The sequence below is a fragment of the Gudongella sp. QWL-04 genome (assembly GCF_058683975.1).
The window spans coordinates 655,355-674,392 of the sequence record NZ_CM178754.1 but is presented as its reverse complement, the minus strand read 5'-3'; the positions used below and the strand labels follow the sequence as shown (position 1 = coordinate 674,392).

Genomic DNA, 19,038 nt, shown 5'->3' with positions numbered 1-19,038 from the left:
TAATGAAAAAACTTATTCTCATGATTTTAGTATTGGCATCTCTCCTTAATACATATACAGTGTTCGCTGAAAACATAAACCTTTCTGCACCAAGCTCGATACTTATAGATTTTGATACTGGAGAGGTCTTATATGATAATAATAGCAGTATGAAGCTATATCCTGCAAGTACAACAAAGATGATGACAGCGATTCTTGCGGTTGAGAAGGGAAATCTGCAGGACATGGTAACGGTAGATCAGGAGGTCGTAAGCCTTACCAAAGGAAGTCATATAGCTCTGGAGCCAGGCGAGCAGCTTACTCTAGAACAGCTTCTTTATGCTATGATGCTCCCGTCTGCTAATGACGCGGCTCTTGCAATTGCGAAGCATATAGGTGGAAGTGTAGATAATTTCGTGAGAATGATGAACGACAGGGCAAGAGAGTTGGGAGCAACAGATACTAATTTCGTCAACCCAAACGGTCTTCATAATGATCAACATGTTTCAACAGCACATGATCTGGCATTGATTGGCAGAAGGGCTATGGAGCTTGAAACTATAAGAAGCATCGTCAGTACCGTCACATATGAGATTCCGCCTACAAATAAGAAGACTGAGACAAGATATATTAAATTAACTAACAAGCTCCTTTACAGCACCGATAAAATAGATGTAAATGGTGCATTTGTAAATGCAAAATACGAGGGAGCCTCCGGAATCAAGACCGGTTACACCTCTGAGGCTATGAATTGTCTTGTATCTTATGCTGAAAGAAATGATCAAAGGCTTGTAGTTGCTGTACTTAAGGCAGAAGGTAATGGCAGCTATTCAGATACACATAAGCTTTTGAACTACGGATTCTCGAATTTTCAAAATAAGTCTATAGCCAATTTAAATGAATACATAGACAACATTCCTGTATCAGAAGGTGTTCTCCCCTTCGTTGCAGGCATACTTGACAGAGATGTTGCCTACCCCATATCGGGAAGTGATGCTTTTATGGTTGAAAAAAGGATAAAGCCGGTAGAAGATCTTAAAGCTCCTGTTGAAAAGGGACAAATTATTGGTACAGTAGATTATGTATTAAATGGAAGGGTCATAGGCGGAGGGAATATTATAGCCACATCTGATGTGGAGCTTGATCCTATGACTAAACTCCACAATAGACTTCTGAGTAAATGGTATTTTTTTGTATTCGGTCTATTGATACTAGTTAGAGCTTATGTATTGAGCAGGAGAAAATCCAGAAAAAAATCCAGGAGAAGAACTCCTTCTACATTACGTTCCTAAAAAAAGATCACTTGAGAAGAATCTCTCAAGTGATCTTTTTCATTATGCTATTGCAGCAACTGCCTCAATTTCTATTACTCCATCCTTGGGAAGTCTGGCAACCTCTACAAGACTTCTTGCAGGTTTGTGGTTGGCGAAAAACTCAGCATAAACCTCATTAATCTTCCCGAAATCATTCATATCCTTTACAAATACGGTTACTTTTACCACATCCTCAAGGGTAGCACCTGATGCAGCCAAAACAGCTTTAACATTTTCCAAAGCAACTCTAGTTGCAGTTTGAATATCATCTTGTACCAACTGCCCTGTTTTTGGGTCCAGAGGAAGCTGACCTGATGTGAATACAAATTGACCTGCCTTTATACCTTGTGAATATGGACCTACTGCTGCTGGAGCTTTTTCTGTTGCCAAATACTCAATTTTCATTTGTTAATCCTCCTTAGGCTTTCTTGCAAACTCAGACCACAATCTTTCAAGATTATAGTACTCTCTTTCTTCTCTATGGAAAATGTGTACTACCACATCATCATAGTCCAAAACTATCCACCTGGCACTTCTATATCCTTCCTTAGTACTTAAGGTTTCAAATCCCTCCAATGACATTTTATCGTCTATTTCATCTGCAATAGACAGGACCTGATTTGAGGAATTGCCGCTGGCTATTACAAAATATTCAGCTATAGTCGTAAGCTTGCCTACCTCCAGAACTTCCAGGTCAAGACCTTTTTTGTCATCTACAGCCTTCTTGATTATGTCAAGCTTTTTGGTAATTTCTGTCATTATTCCACTCTCCTTTCATTAATAGTAATCTATTGATTCTTCGTATCGATCATACTCTGGATTATCTCAGCCGTTTTCTCCTCAGAATGGATGTAATAGGAAATCCCATCAATAGTCTTAGGAGAACCGGGCAAGGTCTCGCTGGTCAAATTGTCCAGGTCATATTTAAATAATGATATCCCGTAAATGGCAAGCTTAGTCAGTGGAATATCTGTGTTTACCCCACTACTGTATATCCTATAAAGACCTGGTATTTTTAGTATGATACCAGGCTTGATGGATTGGCCGATCAGTGCTTTAAGAAATGACTGTTGTGCCTCGATTCTTCCCAAATCCGCATTTTTATAGCCTTTTCTGTATCTTAAGTACTGAAGGGCTTTGTCACCGTCAAGAACCTGGTCTCCTGCCTTAAGATCGATTTTTAACGGAGGATCTGCCACCGGATCGGAATAGGACATATCCATGGGCACGTTGAACTCGACTCCTCCAATCAAATCAACATATTCTGACACTACCTGATAGTCAACTACCACATAATGATCTATATCGACTCCAAGAAGGTTTTCTACAGTCCTTACCGTCAGCTCCGGTCCACCGTATGCAAAGCTGTGATTGATCTTCTCCTTGTTTCTTCTGCCTTCTATAGGAGTTCTTGTATCCCTTGGTATGGATAATATGGATATTTCGCCTGTTCCCCTGTCGATATTAAAAAGCATGATAGTATCTGACCTTACGCCCTTGCTCTCAGCAAAGCTCTTTGAGTCGATGCCCATCATTAAAAATGTCATATTATTGTTCTTGCCCTCAGTGATTAAACCAACTGCAAAGAACAGTAGTGTAAATACTGCAAAAAATAATGCAAAATACTTTATAAAAAGCTTCATGTTTTGATTTTTCATCTATATCTCCAAATTTTTCTCACTAATAAGGTAATCTCTCGACTCAATCGTCGAATTGTGAATTTTTATTTTAGCTTGATTCAAATGCTCGATCGTACTCTCTAAGGCTGCCAGTACAGCTTCATCTAGGTCTACTGTAGACAGTCTTCTTATTTCATCCAAGCCTGGGAGGCTCCTGCCGGGTTCAATAAAGTCAGCAAGAAATATTACTTTTTCCAGCACAGTCATACCTGGTCGCCCAGTAGTATGATACCTGATGGCTGTAAGTATATCTGTATCGCTTAACCCGATTTCCTTCTCAGAAACTATGGCACCAATGGCTCCATGTAACAAATCAGCGCTTTCAAGAGTTTCATTGTCAAATATTATACCAGAATCTGCTGCTATCATCAACATACTGCTGTGATCCATTGGCTTAGCTAAATCGTGCAGTAGTGCTGCAATATAGGCCTTGTCACTGTCAGCACCGTAGCGAAGGGCAAGTTCTACAGCTTTTTCTGCCACTCCCAGAGTATGACGAAATCTTTTCTCTCCAAGTCTTGATTTCACAATGCCTTCAATGGAGTTCAAATCAAACTCCAACTCTATTGATATATTCCTAACATCCTCGATTATGCAATCAGGAACCATATACTTTATTGATTTCCTGAAGCCAAGCCTTTTTCTTATCTCAGTCGATGATATATCTATCATTGGACCCTTGCTCAAAATAAATGATAGTCCAAGCCTATCTTCAAGAGATTTGGTCTGACTTTCTACCTCTAGCTTATCGCCATCCCGATGATAGACTACAAAAACAACCCTGTCCTTGAGGAGCCATGGATCCTTCCAGCTTTTCAACTGGAACAGCGTATCAGTACCAATGATGTAAAAAAGCTTCTCTCCCGGGTATAATTTTTCAAGCTCGCAAACTGTGTCTACGGTGTAGGTTTTACCCTGCCTGTCTGTTTCAATTGACAGCACCTCGAAGGCTTTATTATCAGCAATAGCCTTTTTGACAAGCTCTAATCTTAGCCTGGCAGGTGTAATTCTGTCAGGCTTGTGAGGGGGGTCGCCTGTTGGGATAAATACGATTTTCGATAACCCAAGCTCTTCCCTGATGTATTCACTTATCAAAAGATGCCCGATGTGGATAGGGTCAAAGGTACCTCCCATTATCCCTATGGCCATTATAACCCTCCTCCCTTAAAAGGAGCTTACTCATTACTTTGGAAGAATTATTTCTGGTTTGTCCTCTGATTGTCTGTAGAGAACAAACTTTCTTCCAATACTTTGAACAAATTCAGCATTTAATTCATCAGCCAGCTGCGAAGCAACCTCAGTGGGATCCAGCACTGAATTTTTCAATACGTTAATTTTAACTATCTCTCTAACCTTTAATGCATCATCCACCTGACGGATGAAGTTTTCCGTCAATCCATTCTTACCCAGCTGAAATATCGGGTCGATGTTGTTGGCTATGCCTTTCAGGTAGCCTCTTTGTTTTCCTGTTATCATTGCTTCACTCCTCGTTTACTCATAAAATTCGAACTCATACCCGCATATGAATACTGATTCTCCTTCAGTTATGCCCAGAGCTTTAAGCTCATCTACAATTCCTTTTTTCCTCAGCATCTCCTGGAAGTATTTGAGAGATTCATTATCATCCATATAAGTCGACTGAAGCAGCCTTTCCATAAAGCCTCCCTCAACAATATAGTCTCCCTCTTCCTTGCAAACAATTATTTCATCATTGATATCTTCATATTCTTCCCCAAGTAACTCATCATAGGTCTCATAAACGATCTCCGTATTTTCAAGAAGATTCCAAACCGCATAAAGAAGCTCTTTAATTCCTGATTGTGATGCTGCAGAGATCTCATGGACTGCTATGCCCTTAGGTTCAAACTCCTCTTTGATCTTGGTTACCCACTCCTCAGCGCTTGGGATATCAGTTTTATTGGCAGCTATTATTTGAGGCTTGTCCATGAGTTTTTCATTGTACTGAGATAGCTCCTGATTTATTTTATAAAAATCCTCAATGGGATCTCTGCCCTCGCTTCCTGAAGCATCCAGAACATGAACAAGTACCCTTGTTCTTTCTATGTGCCTTAGGAAATCATGACCAAGCCCCGCACCTTTGGAGGCGCCCTCGATCAATCCAGGTATATCTGCAATAACAAAACTCTTTTCATCAGCTATCCTTACTACGCCCAGATTTGGCTTCAGGGTTGTGAAATGATAATTTGCGATTTTCGGCCTTGCTGCCGATACTATGGAAAGTATCGTAGACTTGCCAACATTTGGAAACCCGATAAGACCAACATCCGCCAATAACTTCAGCTCCAGGATTATATGTCTCTCCTGTCCCTTTCTGCCAGCTTCGGCAAAACCGGGAGCTTGTCTTGTAGCTGTTGCAAACCTGGCATTTCCTCTACCACCCTTGCCGCCTTTTGCAATAGCAAACTCCTGTCCAGGGTCCTTAAGGTCCACTATTACCTTCCCTGTCTCTTCATCCTTAACAAGAGTACCAACGGGGACCTTAAGGATTATATCCTCACCATCGGCTCCAAATTGCTTCTTTGCCCTTCCATCTTCTCCATTCTGACCAGTGTAAGACCTTTTATACCTGAAGTCCATAAGAGTCCTGATACCTTCATCAGCATAAAGAATTATTGAACCTCCTTTACCCCCGTCTCCACCATAAGGACCACCAGCAGGTTCATACTTTTCTCTTCTCCAAGCAACGACTCCGTTGCCTCCTTTTCCAGCCTTAACAAATATTTTAGCTACATCAATAAACATAGTCATCATCCTCATTCAACTTAGTTTTCCATTATAAACTGCTGCCTGCAAAAAATAAAGCTTACCTGACGGTAAGCTCAATTTCTACGCTAATTCTTCTTTAGGATAGACGCTGACTTGTTTTTTGTCGCGGCCTTTTCTTTCAAACTTGACGACTCCGTCGACGGTTGCGAAAAGAGTATCGTCTCCACCTATTCCGACATTATTGCCAGGATGGATTTTGGTACCTCTCTGTCTGACCAGGATATTTCCCGCTAGGACAAACTGTCCGTCTCCTCTTTTTACGCCAAGTCTTTTAGATTCACTATCTCTACCGTTTTTAGAACTACCTACTCCCTTTTTGGAAGCAAACAGCTGTAAATTCAATTTAAACACGAGTTCCACCTCCCCTATATTCGATGGTGATATATTTAGGGTAACTTTCTTTTATGGTTTCCAAGCCTATTGCCAGAGTGTTCAAAACTGTTTGCACATCTCTATTGGTTGGTTCTTCAATGACCTTTTTATCTACCAGCACCTTCATATAGCCTTTTTCATCGTCTATATCGATCTGGAGCTTTTGTATGTCGACTCCAGCAACCTCAGTGAGGCTGTTCAGTGCAGTATAACCCAGTATGGATACGGCAGCGCATATTATGTCTTCACCATGTGGAGCATAATCTGCATGTCCGTAGATTTCAAATCCTATCCTTTGGTTAAAGGGACTATTGAATATACTTGCCTTGATCATAATTAGCCTATGATCTTGTCGATTTGTACCTTAGTAAAAGGTTGACGATGTCCTTGCTTCTTTCTTATGTTTTTCTTGGCCTTATACTTGTATACAATGATCTTCTTCGCTTTTCCTTGGCCAAGAACTGTACCTTCAACTTTGGCTCCATCTACATATGGTTTTCCAGGAACCAAACCAGCATCTCCAGACATCAATAGAACTTTGTCAAAGCTTACTGCCTGACCTTCGTCAGCATTCAACTTTTCTACGTATACTATATCTCCTTCTTGAACCTTGTATTGTTTTCCGCCTGTTTCAATAATCGCGTACATTACTTGCTGCACCTCCTCTAACCTAGTCTCGCCAATGTCAGGTGACTATGCTTTGAACCCACATTGAGCGGCTTTACACCTGAATAGTTTAACAGATACCTATAACTATGTCAAGCTTCATTTTTCCTTATTTTCCCCTTGCCACCACAGGTCGGACAAGTTATTGATACCTTGTTGTCCAGAGTTGGTCGATTCTTCTTTCTAACCACCTCAACCAGACCCAGCTTCGTAACGTCCACTACTATAGGTTTATTTCTGTCACCCTTGAAGGCTGATATTAACTTCTCGACGACTATATCCATATCAGAATGACTCTTCATGTCTATGAAATCTATTACTATTATACCACCAATATCCCTAAGTCTCAACTGACGAGCTATCTCTGCAGATGCTTCGATATTAGTTCTTAAAACTGTGTCCTCGAGAGTAAAGCTTCCAACGTACTTACCTGTATTTACGTCTATAGCGGTAAGAGCTTCAGTCTCATCGATTACAATGAATCCACCACTCTTAAGCTGTACTCGTCTTGCAAGAGCTTCCTTCATGTCGATTTGAATGTTCATACTATAATCCACACTAAAATCAGGATCGAGCTTTATCTTGCCCCTCATGTCATATTGTGAAAGATCTTTGTTGTTGGATAACATGCTTTGGATATTCCTGTCGTTCACAACTATTTCAGTGTTTGGGTACTTGAAATAATCTCTAATAATCTGAGAAAGCAGATCCAGCTCGCTGTATATTAGCTTCGGAGTTGGTAGAAAATTCTTTTCCTGCTCAATGTTCTTATAAAGCTTAAATAGCTCCTCGTATTCCTCCCTTAAAAGCTCAGTCTCAGCTTTCTCGGATACAGTCCGGAAGATCATCCCCATATCGTCTTTCATTATCGTCTTTCCTAGCTCCTTAAGTCTTGAGCTTTCATTGGTGTCTCTTATTTTATTGGAAATATTTACCCTTGCTGAGTAAGGAGTAAGTACCATGTATCTACCAGGAATGCTGATATGTCGTGTTACCTTAGGCCCTTTATTACCCAGGGGCTCCTTGATTACTTGGACGATGATATCTTCACCTCTGGTGATTATATCGTCTATAGAAGGTTTATCACTTAAGCTCAAATGCTCCTTCTCGAGTGCATCCTTGATGTGCAGATATGCATTCTTCCCAATGCCTATATCTACAAATGCTGCCTCCATCCCCTGTAGTACATTTTCAACCCTGCCCCTATAGACATTCCCCAGTATTCCCTGGCTTTGGCTGTCATCCTTAAAATACTCCACTAGCCTTCCGTCCTCTACTATGCAAATTCTCAGAGAGACATCGGAGTTATCGATGTAAATGACGTTCATTTCCTCACTTCCTGACTAAATTGGTTTTTCGATCTTGCCATCCTTTTCTATGAAAGTATCCAGCCTTTTGATCTGCGTCATCTCAAGGTCAATACCAAGCTTAAGATGTGTCTCAAGTGCTTCAGCCAGCTCTGACGGCTTCAAATTTCCTTCCTCACCGGTTTTAAGCAAAGCACCTAATACTGCAAAGCCTTCCGTGTCAAAATATTTGAACTGAAGATTCCCAATTAGGGGTTTAATGTCCACCTGAACTGATATTTTGTTTTTCCCCTTTTTTTTCTTTTTATCGATGAATACACTGTCTAATTCATCCCAACCCTGGAGTTTGTCTACCAAGGCAGTTCTATCTGCTTCATTTTTTAGCCAAAGCCGGATCTCATAATGAGACCATCTTATAAGTGATGTAAGAGATGCTTTGCCGTCACTCTCGACTGTTTCTATAATTTTTATGCCTTCAGGTAAAACTTCGTTAAGCCTACTCATGATCATTTCTGGATTGATTTCCTCAGTAAACTCTATCTCCATGTATTCTGCTGTACTTTCAATCCCCAGCGACAGTGGATTCCCGATTGAGAATCTTGGGTGTGGATTAAAGCCTTCAGTAAACTTTACAGGAAGCTCAGCCTTTGAGAAAGACCTGGTAAAAAGCCTTACTAAATCCAGATGTGATAGAAACTTAAGGTACCCTGTCTTTGTGAACCTTACGCGGATTATCAATTGAACACCCCCCACATAGCGCAATCCGAAATACCGCAGCTCGTGCAGCCAAGCCTGCAGTCTCTGGTTGTGTCCCCTTCCAGTGCCTTCTTATACTCCCTTAAAAGGTATTTTTTGGAAGGTCCCGGACTTATGAAATCCCAAGGAAAAACCTCGTCAAGGCCTCTTTGCCTGTTTGCGTAGAAGCTGCCATCTATGCCAGCAGCCTTGAATGAATCAATCCAGGCATCGTACTTAAGATGCTCTGACCATCCGTCAAACCTGCAGCCATTCTCCCAGGCTTTTAGAATGGCATCGCTTACTTTCCTGTCTCCCCTTGCAACTACAGCTTCAAGATATGAGGTCTTTGGATCATGATAATTAAACGTCACTTTATTGTCTCTTATACTTTCCTTTACCAGCTTGATCCTGGATCTGAACTCCTCTTCTGTTGCCTGTCCGTGCCACTGAAATGGTGTAAAAGGCTTTGGTACAAAGCATGATGCACTTGCAGTCACCTGGAAGTTTCCAACTCGCTCTTCCTTTGGGCGATTGAAGAAAAGATCCTTTACCAAGTATGTTAGACTCTTTATTCCCATTACATCCTCATCAGTTTCTGTTGGAAGTCCAATCATGAAATAGAGCTTTACTCTAGACCAGCCTTCTTTGAATGCCATAGTGACTGCAGTCTCAAGATCCTCTTCACTTACCCCTTTGTTTATTACATCTCTAAGTCTTTGGCTCCCTGCTTCAGGTGCAAACGTAAGCCCTGATTTTCTTACCTTCTCTATTTCCTTTAACACTTCCATACTGATTGAATTTACCCGAAGTGACGGCAAGGACACGCCTACCTTCTTATCCATGTGCTTCTCAAGAAGACTGGTAACAAGCAACTGCAGCTGAGAATAATCACATGAGCTAAGAGATGAAAGTGAGATGGTTTCATAGCCAGTTGATTCTACAAGCTTTTCAGAAAGCTCTAACAAACGATCAACTGATTTCTCCCGAATCGGCCTATAAATCATTCCCGCCTGGCAAAATCTGCAGCCATGAGTACAGCCTCTGAATATCTCCATCGATATCCTGTCATGAACAGTTTCAAGATATGGAACTATCATACTCTCCGGCGAAAACATGCTATCCAGATCTCTTATCATCCGCTTCTCTATGATTTCCGGTATATTATCAACGAGCTTTTTTCTCCCTCTTACTGTACCATCAGGATTGTAGATTTCTGTATATAGAGAAGGCACATAAACACCCTGGATACTTCTTGCAGCATCCAGAAGAAAAGCTTTTCTTTCAAATCCCTCTTTTTTATGCGCTTTGTACAGATCCAATAATTCCAGGGTTATTTCCTCACCCTCTCCAATCACAAATATGTCGATGAACTGCCATAGTGGTTCGGGATTATACGCACAAGGACCACCTGCTATTACAATTGTATCATCATCCTTCCTGTCTTTTGAGAGTAAAGGTATACCTGAAAGATCCAGCATATTGAGGATATTTGTGTAGCTCATCTCGTATTGAAGAGTAAATCCAAGAAAATCAAAATTTCTTACCTCTTCCTTGCTTTCAAGAGTGAAAAGCGGCAGCTTTTCTGATCTCATCTGCTCTTCCATATCTACCCAGGGTGCAAAAACTCTCTCACAAACCATATCAGTTTCTTTATTGATAAGGTTGTAAAGTATATGCATGCCAAGATGGGACATCCCTACCTCATAGACATCCGGAAATGAAAAAACAAACTTCACGGAAGCCTCGTTCAGGTCTTTTTTTATGGAGTTTTGCTCCATTCCAATATACCTGGCAGGCTTCTCGACCTTCATTAAAATTTTATCCAGCTTATATTTGTCTATCATCTGATTCACCTCTCATTTAAATCTTCAATTTAATATTACCATTGCTTTGGTATATATCAAAGATATTCCTTTTTCCCTTCCGGCATAAAAAAGCTCTAACCAAGGTTAGAGCCAATTTCTACTACTTTTTCTCCTTAACTTTGACGATCGGGATGTTGGCCACCAACGCAGATACAGGTGATGAATTCCCATCCTTCTTCATTTTGGTCATCTTTATATCGATCTCCGCCTCATCTATTTCAGCATACTGGGAAATAACCTTGACTATATCAGTCTTGATCATTTCCAGAAATCTAGGAGACAAATCGGCTCGGTCGTGTACCAGCACAAGCTTCAATCTTTCTTTAGCGACATTTTTACTCTTTTCCTGTTTTTTGGTAAACATTCTGAAAAAATCCAAGCCAATCCCCCCTTATTTACCGAATATTAGTTTAAGTACCTTACTGAACTTGCTTTCGTCGTTTGCTTCCAGGTTCAGCAGTTCTACCTCTTCGCCAGTAATCCTTCTTACAATGTTCCTATACGCTTTACCTGAAAGGGCTTTATCATCCATAACAACTGGTTCGCCTTTATTGGTGGATATTACTATCGATTCGTCGTCAGGAACTATTCCTAAAAGGTCTATAGCAAGAATGTCCAATATGTCGTCGATGCTCATCATATCTCCGCGTTTTACCATATCGGTCCTTATCCTGTTAATTATCAGGGTTGGATCGTGAAGCTCCTTTGCCTCAAGTATTCCAATAACTCTGTCCGCGTCTCTGACTGCTGATATTTCAGGAGTTGTTACAATCACTGCTCTATCAGCACCAGCGATTGAGTATTGGAAGCCTTGTTCAATCCCTGCTGGCGAGTCGATAATTATATAGTCATAATTTCGCTTTAACTCATTTACTAACTCGACCATTTGCTCAGGGCTAACGGCAGTCTTGTCCTTTGTTTGCGCCGCAGGCAAGAGAAATAGCTTTTCATGCCTTTTATCCTTAATAAGAGCTTGCTTAAGTCTACAGTTTTTTTCGACTACATCTACTATGTCGTATACTATCCTGTTCTCAAGCCCCATTACTACGTCGAGGTTCCTAAGTCCAATGTCCGCATCAAGAACCACAACTGAATAACCCAACATTGCCAAACCTGTACCTAAGTTGGCACTGGTAGTAGTTTTCCCAACGCCTCCTTTTCCGGAAGTTACAACAATCGCTGTACCCATTTTTTCGTTGTCCATTTATTTTCCTCCCTTTTATTTGTTTGGCAAATAAGGCTCTATTACCACTTCACCATTAACAATCCTTGCAATCTCAGGATACTTATACTGAGTGTCATCCTCAGGTGGCCTTACTATAAGATCTGCTATCCTAAGCTGTGTAGGGAGCAAGCTATATGCAGCCACTACAGCATTCGCATTCCCACCTATACCTGCATGAGCCAGTCCTTTAAGAGATCCAAGAACAACTATGTTCCCCTTAGCTTTAAGCTGTGCTCCAGGATTGACATCTCCAATTACTACTATATTACCATTAAAGGCGATCTCCTGTCCTGATCTAAGAGTTCCATGAACAAATTTTGAAAGGCCTTCCTCTGCTTCAAAGACATTTGACTTAGTGGGCTCTATTTTTTCTTCCTCAGCTAAAGGTACAGAAAAACCCGGAATGTCTACTTTAAAATCGTACTTATACTTTAAAATAAGCATTAGCTCCAGCTTGTTTTCCTTAGAAAGCTCCTCTCCTCTAACCTCAATCAGCTTCCCTCCTCTGAAAAATTCACCAGCCTTCGATATTTTTTCATGAAGAGCTGAAGTCAAGGAGTCAAGCTCGTTTCCCTTTACTTCAACATAAATTCCATCTGCCATTCCCTTGATCGTAACTAGATCGTTCTTCATTTGTTCCCTCCGTCTAAACATCCTTGTCACTATTTTACTAGTTATTGTGTAAAAAATCTATAGCTGCTTCAATTATGTTTTAGTCTAGTATTAGTTTTCCTTCAACAGGCAGTGATGTCTGGACCTCAGGTGTATTTAATCCAAGATATTGTGCAATTATATCCCTGACCATTGGAGCAGCGTAGCCACCGCTTCCCCCTTGAAAAATGACTGCAGCCACTGCTATTTCAGGATCTTCAAACGGTGCAAACCCCACAAACCACGCAAAGTCATCATAGGTATCACCTGTCGATGGATTTATTCCGCTTCTTTCAGCAGTCCCGGTCTTTACGCCAACCTCAATAGGAAAACCTGAGAATACTCTCCTGGCAGTACCGTCCTCAGCTACCATTTGCATACCTTTTTTTACGTGGTTAAGATTTTCATAATTGTTAAGCTCTATAAGTGAACCCTCTGCTCTGTGCTCATAAAGTACAGCGGAATTGCTGTAATCTCTTATGGATTCAATAAGCGTTACCTTATTGAGATAACCTCCATTCGCTATTGTGGCGACATAGTTTGCCATTTGGATGGGCGTGTAGGCACTCTGACCCTGGCCTATAGTTACGTTTAAGGTGTCAGATATATTCCATCCCGCTTGATTTAAGTAGGTGTACTTTATTTTGTCAGCGAGTCCTTCCCGTTCTCCTGACAGCCTTAACTCAGGCTCAATGCCCATATCGGTCAACCTTCTGACGACCTCTCCCCTTGTAAGAGGAGTTTCCATATCAGTCCAGGATATGATATCATTTATGGCCGCCTCGATGTCTTCGACGGTCAAATCTTTTTCTGCCATTACATAGTCTGAAATCGTTCTTTGCAGCATTTGCTTTAATAAATATTTCGTGGTTATGATTTTTCTCTGTGGATCAGGTACTCCACCTGAGACCTCTGCAGGTACATTGATCTCTATCCCCGTCTTGTCATTTAAGCCAAGTTTCTTGGAAGTTTCTACTATATCTTCTATCTCAAGCTTTACCCCGATATTTTGACCGGTCCGCTGATTCCGACCTAATGCCAGGGTATAGAAATAATAGTTGCAGGAATCTCTTAATGCCTCATAAAAATTCTCATATCCATGAGTACCACCTGTTGATGTGTAGATAAGGCAATGAAAATTCTTATTTCCGACAGTAACATATCCCATATCTCTTATTCTAAGAAGTGGATTCAAGCCTTTTTCCAATGCAGCAAGACCAGTTACCATTTTGAATGTTGATCCTGGTTGGATCGCGGTTTGTGTTGCAATATTATAGAGAGGTCTGGGTGCAAGCGGATTCTCTGCGTCCTCGGGAAATAGACTCAACCAATCGGGATTACTTATTCCTGTAGAAAACAGATTTGGATCGTAAGCAGGATAACTCGCCATGGCTAAAGTTTCTCCAGTTTTTACGTCAATTACGACAACTGCCCCCGAAGTGGCATTTATATAAGGTCTCTTCTTTCTTTTTTGGATCCCGAATGTATAGTCTCCCCATTTACTAGGATATGTTCCGCCTTTACTCAACTGATCAAGGGTCTTCTCGAGAGCTTCCTCAGCTACCTGCTGAAGTTTAAGATCTAGTGTAAGGTAGAGAGTGTTTCCGGGTATAGGCTTGATCTCCTCCAATACATTAGTGGTGTTCCCAATTACGTCTACCTCGACTTTTTTAACGCCGCTCTGTCCGCGCAGATGAAGCTCAAAGCTTTCTTCAATTCCTGTTTTACCGATCAGTGTACCTGGTGAATAGCCTTCATTCCTTATATACTTCTCTATCTCATTAGGCTGACTTATTTTTCCTATATAACCCAAAACATGGGCGGCTGTGGATCCCTCTGGATAATATCTGACAGGTTCTATTGAAACCTTGATCCCGGGAGCTTGTGAAAGCTCTTCCTCGATTTTAGCAACTGTAGCATCTTTGATACCGTAAGCTACGTTTATGGGTTGATATGCCAGGTATCCCTGAATGGTCAATTGATTCAATAATCCCAGGACTGCTCTTGATTCATATTTACTAAGGCTTTCCGCGATATTGTTTCTTGATTTGAGATCCTCGAAAATATCCTCGATTCTCATTGTCTGGTCGGCTTTAACTCCGGAATACCAATTGTTCAGGTTATTGATATGGACGTATTCTATGTCTCCACTCACTGATATTCTGGGATTAACTCCATCTGATATCAGTTTTGATTGAGCATGATATACTATTTTAGGATCAGTAATGAACTTTTCGAGTACTCCACTTTCTGCTGCATCATTTATGAGAATCTGTACCGGTTGAAGGGATATTACTGAGCTCTCACCCGAAATACTGAACAGAACGTCTCCACGATCTTCATTTACTTGCAGCTTTACGTCTGAAGCTATACCTTGTGCATTCAGCATATCTATAAGGATTTGTCCAGGAATTAGTTTTTCATTGCCTTCGCCACCCGTGGTTATGATTTTCTGAAGAAATGACTCCAGAGAAACCTCAATAAATAAATTGACGAAGTCTTGCTTAGCAGTCGTATTCATCGTCACAAACGAAAATTGTTTCATGAGTGTTATTTTTTGGTCTAAATAATCAGTTTGATAAGACAATGAGTATGGTTCTAAAATAACTCCATCTTCTAAGCCTTTCTCCTCGAGTAATCTAAAAGCAAGCTCTCTGGCAACAGGGTGATCGATCATCTTTCTGACTAGATTTCTGTCATTTCCCAATATCTGTGCGGCCTTGGTCATAGATGCCTCTTCCGGAGAATCATAGCTTAGATCATCAAGTGAAATTCCTCTGTCTGCAATCGCATCAAGAGCTCTCTTATACATATTGAGCTGAAAATGCTCAGGATATGGCTTCTGCAGCTGCTTCCCCATCAGTTCAACTAAAAGACCATTATTTATCAGAGCAGTTATTACTGTATCCTCAGGTGTAAGCTCATTTGACAAATATTTGTCTATACTCTCATATTCGTAAATATTCAATTGAATAGGATAGTCATTGATATATGAAACCCCATCTTCCTCCAAAAACCGGATCAACCTTATTAGATAACTATTTCTAAGATCTTTGTCCTTGATGTTAAGTTCATCCTTGAGAAGCTGTACTGTAAAGCTGGGAACATTACCAGCAAGTAGTCTGCCATATCTGTCCCTTATCTCTCCTCTTGGAGCTGTAGTGAATACCTCCTTGACTCTCTTATTGTCACTCAAGTCACGATAGTAATCTCCCTGTGCCAGTGTCAAGGTGGCTAGCTTAAAGGTTAATGTCAGCATTATGACTGCCAGCAAGGATATCATTAAATTATATCGGTTGAATAGTTTCTCTTTAAGATTCATTTGATCACCTTTTATTAAATCTTATCTGTGGTCTGGAAAATATTTTCCTGAAAAGCAAATATACCAGTAATGCAGCCATGCTATTTAGGATAAGTTCGAAGGAAAGTATGCTTTTTACAGCATACTCAAGAGTAACATTTCTGGAGGTAAAATACATGAACATAGCAAACAGAGCATTGTAAAAAACAGTGCCCAGCAATGTAAATATAACCGGATTAACAGCATTTTCCTTTGCAAATGAATCTGCAGCAAATCCTGTAATATAACCAGTTATAAATAGTATCAAGGAACTTATTCCTAATGTCATTGAAAACATCACATCCATAATGAGCCCGGATATAAGTCCTACTATGCCCCCATATACCCTGCCTTTGGAAAGTGCTATTACTACAACTATCGCCAAAGCTGTATTCGGACTGGCTCCAAATACCTTAAAGCCAGGGAGAATAACGGACTGGAGTATTATATTCAGTAACAAGGTCATACCGACCAAAAATGTTGTCAATAGGATCCCTCTTCCTGATCATTTATTACGAATACATTGCTAAGCTTTTTAAAGTCAAGGGCAGGTTTTATTACAAGTCTTTTTGTCAGCTCCTCCTGATCCCCAATAATCTCAGACACCTCTCCGATATAAATGTCCCTGGAGTATATCCCTCCGAGTCCGGAGGTATAAAGCTGATCTCCCTCAATTACATCTGCAGTGTAATCGAACAGATAACCCTCAAGTATTCCATCGACACTTCCAGATACGATACCACCATCCTGGGTTCTGATCAACTTAAAAGATGTGCTGTTCAGTTCGTCTATCAGTGAAACTACCTTTGACCAATTGTCACCTGTATCGACTACCCTTCCTACAAGGCACTCGATGTATATATCCTTTTCAATCTCTATTCCCTGTACTACTGTATCTCCTTTTGATATCCCATCTCTGCTGCCTTTATCTATTACGAATTGATCAAACCAATTACCTGGCTCCTTTGCTATGACCCTGGCCTTGGTTAACTCATATGGTGAATTCTCAGTAAGCATCTGCTCGCGCTTTAAGTAGTCAGCCTTTCCTATGACATTCTGGAGATCCCTGTTCTCAATTTCCAGCTGCTTTATCCTTGCACGCAGGACCTCGTTCTCTTCCTTGGCGTCAAAAACATCCCCGATTGAAGCGAAAACTCCTCCTATTCTATTTTGAACACTTGAAGAAAAGCTTATTACTGGGCGTAAAAGCTTACCGATAAGGTTTTCCGGACTAGATATATTGAGTCTTTCTCTTCCTGTATATCCAATTATTATAATAAGAATGATAGCAACGACAGCCACTATCATTCTCTCTTTGTATTTTCTAAAGAAATACATTCCGAATCACTACCCTATCTGCGATATTTAGTCGAGGTTTTTTTCAATATCTCTATACTATCCAGAGCTTTGCCTGTTCCTAAGGCAACACAATCCAAAGGACTATCGGCAACTCTGACTGGAATTCCAGTTTCTATCGTCACTAGCTTATCCAGATTATGAAGCAAGGCTCCTCCACCTGTCAATACGATCCCAGTCTCCATAACGTCTGAGGATAACTCAGGAGGAGTTTTTTCCAACGTTGACTTTATTGCATCAATTATGTTGTTTACCGGTTCCTTGAGTGCTTCATTTATCTCTCTTGAAGATATCTGAATGGTTTTAGGAAGCCCACTCACCAGATCCCTTCCTCTTATATCCATAGAACCAAGCTCATTGCTGTCCATAGCTGATCCAATTTCAATTTTGACTCCCTCTGCAGTTCTCTCACCTATCATGAGACTATATTCCTTCTTAACGTAGTTCACGATATAATTATCAAGCTCATCTCCACCTACTCTTATCGACTTACTGGTAACGATCCCCCCTAGTGATATAACTGCAACCTCTGTTGTTCCCCCTCCAATATCCACTACCATACTACCGGTGGGTTCCTGGACTGGCAGTCCTGCTCCTATAGCAGCTGCCATAGGCTCTTCTATTAGAAATGCATCCTTAGCACCAGCTTGAATGGTAGCCTCCTCGACAGCTCTCTTTTCAACCTCGGTAACCCCACTTGGTACGCAGACAACCACTCTAGGCTGGAACAGAGATTTTTTCTGCGTAGCCTTTCTGATAAAATACTTCAGCATTTCCTGGGTAACATCGAAATCTGCTATTACACCATCCTTCAATGGTCTGATAGCAACTATATTCCCAGGTGTTCTGCCTATCATTTTTTTCGCTTCTTCTCCAACAGCTAGTACCTGCTTACTGAACTTGTCGATTGCAACTACTGATGGCTCTCTAATTATTATCCCTTTGCCTTTGATGAAGACCAAAGTGTTTGCTGTACCTAAATCTATTCCCATATCCTTTGTGAAAGCATTCGTTAATACCATTTCCGTCCTCCATGTCTACATTAGATTTTTCTCTTTCATGCTTAAGTAAGTTCCATTTCCAACTATCAAGTGGTCTAAAACCTTGATGCCCATAAGATTCCCACCCTCAACCAGTCTTTTTGTGATATTGATATCCTCACTGCTTGGTGTAGTGTCGCCGCTGGGATGATTATGTACAAGGATCACAGAGTTACCATTATTTTTTATTGCTGCTTTAAATACATCGCGTGGATGCACAATTGATGCGTTAAGGGTCCCTATAGATATATTCTCAATACAAATTATTTGATTTTTTGTATCCAGTATGACAGTCCTAAAATGCTCCTTGTGAAGACAACTCATTTCGTCCATCAAAACCTCAGCAACTACTTCAGGTGATGTCACCCTTACCTTATCATAATATCCAATGCGTTTTATCCTTTTGCCAAGTTCTATAGCTGCGATTATTTGTGCCGCCTTGCATTCCCCTATGCCTTTAATCTTTGTCAGATCATTGAAGGATGCATCAATCAGATGTCTTATACCCCTATTGTCCATTCCAAGAAGCCTTGTGGAAACTTCGATTGCAGTTTCTGAACCCGTTCCTGTCCTTATTATTACTGCTAAAAGCTCAGCATTTGATAGTGCATCTGGCCCATGTGCAAGTAATTTTTCTCTTGGTCTTTCACTTTTGGGTAGGTCTTTTATCGTGTATCCTTTTCCCCTTATGTCATTTTTCTGCATTTTTTCACATCATCC

Annotated in this window: 21 protein-coding genes; 1 reads left to right on the top strand and 20 read right to left on the bottom strand. The window is 40.7% G+C overall.

Annotated elements, in window-relative coordinates; translation table 11 throughout:
- Positions 1-2: 2 nt before the first annotated feature.
- Positions 3-1,271: a D-alanyl-D-alanine carboxypeptidase family protein gene (locus tag AC4PHB_RS03400; RefSeq protein ID WP_492137239.1), complete on the top strand. Its 1,269-nt coding sequence runs from the start codon at positions 3-5 to the stop codon at positions 1,269-1,271.
- A gap of 42 nt (positions 1,272-1,313) precedes the next feature.
- On the opposite strand, the gene AC4PHB_RS03395 is transcribed toward AC4PHB_RS03400, so the two are convergent.
- The 20 genes from AC4PHB_RS03395 to radC all read right to left on the bottom strand — a co-directional run bounded on the left by AC4PHB_RS03395 (position 1,314) and on the right by radC (position 19,023).
- Positions 1,314-1,697, bottom strand: a complete 384-nt coding sequence (locus AC4PHB_RS03395; protein ID WP_128426064.1) for a RidA family protein — start codon at positions 1,695-1,697, stop codon at positions 1,314-1,316.
- Positions 1,698-1,700: 3 nt separating this feature from the next.
- Positions 1,701-2,051 carry a ribosome silencing factor gene (rsfS, locus tag AC4PHB_RS03390; protein ID WP_492137238.1) on the bottom strand — a complete coding sequence of 117 codons (351 nt, stop codon included), beginning with the start codon at positions 2,049-2,051 and terminating at the stop codon, positions 1,701-1,703.
- 29 nt (positions 2,052-2,080) lie between these two features.
- Entirely contained in the window at positions 2,081-2,935 is an 855-nt protein-coding gene (locus AC4PHB_RS03385; protein ID WP_492137237.1) for an LCP family protein, read from the bottom strand.
- A 15-nt stretch (positions 2,936-2,950) separates the two neighbouring features.
- Positions 2,951-4,120, bottom strand: a complete 1,170-nt coding sequence (nadD, locus tag AC4PHB_RS03380; protein WP_492137236.1) for a nicotinate-nucleotide adenylyltransferase — start codon at positions 4,118-4,120, stop codon at positions 2,951-2,953.
- 33 nt (positions 4,121-4,153) lie between these two features.
- Positions 4,154-4,447 carry a ribosome assembly RNA-binding protein YhbY gene (gene yhbY, locus AC4PHB_RS03375; RefSeq protein WP_492137235.1) on the bottom strand — a complete coding sequence of 98 codons (294 nt, stop codon included), beginning with the start codon at positions 4,445-4,447 and terminating at the stop codon, positions 4,154-4,156.
- 15 nt (positions 4,448-4,462) lie between these two features.
- Positions 4,463-5,734, bottom strand: a complete 1,272-nt coding sequence (gene obgE, locus AC4PHB_RS03370; protein WP_492137234.1) for a GTPase ObgE — start codon at positions 5,732-5,734, stop codon at positions 4,463-4,465.
- Positions 5,735-5,818: 84 nt separating this feature from the next.
- Positions 5,819-6,109 carry a 50S ribosomal protein L27 gene (rpmA, locus tag AC4PHB_RS03365; protein WP_128426068.1) on the bottom strand — a complete coding sequence of 97 codons (291 nt, stop codon included), beginning with the start codon at positions 6,107-6,109 and terminating at the stop codon, positions 5,819-5,821.
- On the bottom strand, positions 6,102-6,464 hold the full coding sequence (locus AC4PHB_RS03360; protein ID WP_492137233.1) for a ribosomal-processing cysteine protease Prp: 363 nt from the start codon (positions 6,462-6,464) through the stop codon (positions 6,102-6,104). Before AC4PHB_RS03360 ends, rpmA begins: the two co-directional genes overlap by 8 nt.
- Before the next feature lie 2 nt (positions 6,465-6,466).
- On the bottom strand, positions 6,467-6,778 hold the full coding sequence (gene rplU, locus AC4PHB_RS03355) for a 50S ribosomal protein L21 (protein WP_492137232.1): 312 nt from the start codon (positions 6,776-6,778) through the stop codon (positions 6,467-6,469).
- A 110-nt stretch (positions 6,779-6,888) separates the two neighbouring features.
- On the bottom strand, positions 6,889-8,124 hold the full coding sequence (locus tag AC4PHB_RS03350; RefSeq protein WP_492137231.1) for an Rne/Rng family ribonuclease: 1,236 nt from the start codon (positions 8,122-8,124) through the stop codon (positions 6,889-6,891).
- 15 nt (positions 8,125-8,139) lie between these two features.
- A complete protein-coding gene (locus tag AC4PHB_RS03345; protein ID WP_492137230.1) occupies positions 8,140-8,841 on the bottom strand; it encodes a TIGR03936 family radical SAM-associated protein in 702 nt (233 codons plus the stop codon).
- On the bottom strand, positions 8,838-10,685 hold the full coding sequence (locus AC4PHB_RS03340) for a TIGR03960 family B12-binding radical SAM protein (protein ID WP_492137229.1): 1,848 nt from the start codon (positions 10,683-10,685) through the stop codon (positions 8,838-8,840). Before AC4PHB_RS03340 ends, AC4PHB_RS03345 begins: the two co-directional genes overlap by 4 nt.
- A gap of 121 nt (positions 10,686-10,806) precedes the next feature.
- Positions 10,807-11,085: a cell division topological specificity factor MinE gene (gene minE, locus AC4PHB_RS03335; RefSeq protein WP_492137228.1), complete on the bottom strand. Its 279-nt coding sequence runs from the start codon at positions 11,083-11,085 to the stop codon at positions 10,807-10,809.
- A 12-nt stretch (positions 11,086-11,097) separates the two neighbouring features.
- Positions 11,098-11,910 (bottom strand): septum site-determining protein MinD, encoded by an 813-nt coding sequence (gene minD, locus AC4PHB_RS03330; RefSeq protein WP_492137227.1) that lies wholly within the window; start codon positions 11,908-11,910, stop codon positions 11,098-11,100.
- Positions 11,911-11,925: 15 nt separating this feature from the next.
- Entirely contained in the window at positions 11,926-12,564 is a 639-nt protein-coding gene (gene minC / locus AC4PHB_RS03325; RefSeq protein WP_492137226.1) for a septum site-determining protein MinC, read from the bottom strand.
- Between the two features lie 79 nt (positions 12,565-12,643).
- Positions 12,644-15,904, bottom strand: coding sequence for a penicillin-binding transpeptidase domain-containing protein (locus AC4PHB_RS03320; protein WP_492137225.1), 3,261 nt, complete (start codon positions 15,902-15,904; stop codon positions 12,644-12,646).
- A gap of 4 nt (positions 15,905-15,908) precedes the next feature.
- Positions 15,909-16,409, bottom strand: a complete 501-nt coding sequence (gene mreD / locus AC4PHB_RS03315) for a rod shape-determining protein MreD (RefSeq protein WP_492137224.1) — start codon at positions 16,407-16,409, stop codon at positions 15,909-15,911.
- Positions 16,406-17,260: a rod shape-determining protein MreC gene (gene mreC, locus AC4PHB_RS03310; protein ID WP_492137223.1), complete on the bottom strand. Its 855-nt coding sequence runs from the start codon at positions 17,258-17,260 to the stop codon at positions 16,406-16,408. The genes mreD and mreC overlap by 4 nt, the downstream gene beginning before the upstream one ends.
- 14 nt (positions 17,261-17,274) lie before the next feature.
- Positions 17,275-18,300 carry a rod shape-determining protein gene (locus AC4PHB_RS03305; RefSeq protein ID WP_492137222.1) on the bottom strand — a complete coding sequence of 342 codons (1,026 nt, stop codon included), beginning with the start codon at positions 18,298-18,300 and terminating at the stop codon, positions 17,275-17,277.
- Between the two features lie 15 nt (positions 18,301-18,315).
- Positions 18,316-19,023, bottom strand: coding sequence for a RadC family protein (gene radC / locus AC4PHB_RS03300; RefSeq protein ID WP_492137221.1), 708 nt, complete (start codon positions 19,021-19,023; stop codon positions 18,316-18,318).
- Positions 19,024-19,038: the final 15 nt, after the last annotated feature.

Excerpts from the sequence above, each read along its gene's own strand:
- AC4PHB_RS03395 (WP_128426064.1), bottom strand. The coding sequence starts at position 1,697 with ATGAAAATTGAGTATTTGGCAACAGAAAAAGCTCCAGCAGCAGTAGGT.
- rplU (WP_492137232.1), bottom strand. The coding sequence starts at position 6,778 with ATGTACGCGATTATTGAAACAGGCGGAAAACAATACAAGGTTCAAGAA.
- minC (WP_492137226.1), bottom strand. The coding sequence starts at position 12,564 with ATGAAGAACGATCTAGTTACGATCAAGGGAATGGCAGATGGAATTTAT.
- AC4PHB_RS03360 (WP_492137233.1), bottom strand. The coding sequence starts at position 6,464 with ATGATCAAGGCAAGTATATTCAATAGTCCCTTTAACCAAAGGATAGGA.
- radC (WP_492137221.1), bottom strand. The coding sequence starts at position 19,023 with ATGCAGAAAAATGACATAAGGGGAAAAGGATACACGATAAAAGACCTA.
- yhbY (WP_492137235.1), bottom strand. The coding sequence starts at position 4,447 with ATGATAACAGGAAAACAAAGAGGCTACCTGAAAGGCATAGCCAACAAC.
- AC4PHB_RS03305 (WP_492137222.1), bottom strand. The coding sequence starts at position 18,300 with ATGGTATTAACGAATGCTTTCACAAAGGATATGGGAATAGATTTAGGT.
- nadD (WP_492137236.1), bottom strand. The coding sequence starts at position 4,120 with ATGGCCATAGGGATAATGGGAGGTACCTTTGACCCTATCCACATCGGG.
- obgE (WP_492137234.1), bottom strand. The coding sequence starts at position 5,734 with ATGTTTATTGATGTAGCTAAAATATTTGTTAAGGCTGGAAAAGGAGGC.
- AC4PHB_RS03385 (WP_492137237.1), bottom strand. The coding sequence starts at position 2,935 with ATGAAGCTTTTTATAAAGTATTTTGCATTATTTTTTGCAGTATTTACA.
- AC4PHB_RS03320 (WP_492137225.1), bottom strand. The coding sequence starts at position 15,904 with ATGAATCTTAAAGAGAAACTATTCAACCGATATAATTTAATGATATCC.
- rsfS (WP_492137238.1), bottom strand. The coding sequence starts at position 2,051 with ATGACAGAAATTACCAAAAAGCTTGACATAATCAAGAAGGCTGTAGAT.
- AC4PHB_RS03340 (WP_492137229.1), bottom strand. The coding sequence starts at position 10,685 with ATGATAGACAAATATAAGCTGGATAAAATTTTAATGAAGGTCGAGAAG.
- AC4PHB_RS03350 (WP_492137231.1), bottom strand. The coding sequence starts at position 8,124 with ATGAACGTCATTTACATCGATAACTCCGATGTCTCTCTGAGAATTTGC.
- minD (WP_492137227.1), bottom strand. The coding sequence starts at position 11,910 with ATGGACAACGAAAAAATGGGTACAGCGATTGTTGTAACTTCCGGAAAA.
- AC4PHB_RS03400 (WP_492137239.1), top strand. The coding sequence starts at position 3 with ATGAAAAAACTTATTCTCATGATTTTAGTATTGGCATCTCTCCTTAAT.
- mreC (WP_492137223.1), bottom strand. The coding sequence starts at position 17,260 with ATGTATTTCTTTAGAAAATACAAAGAGAGAATGATAGTGGCTGTCGTT.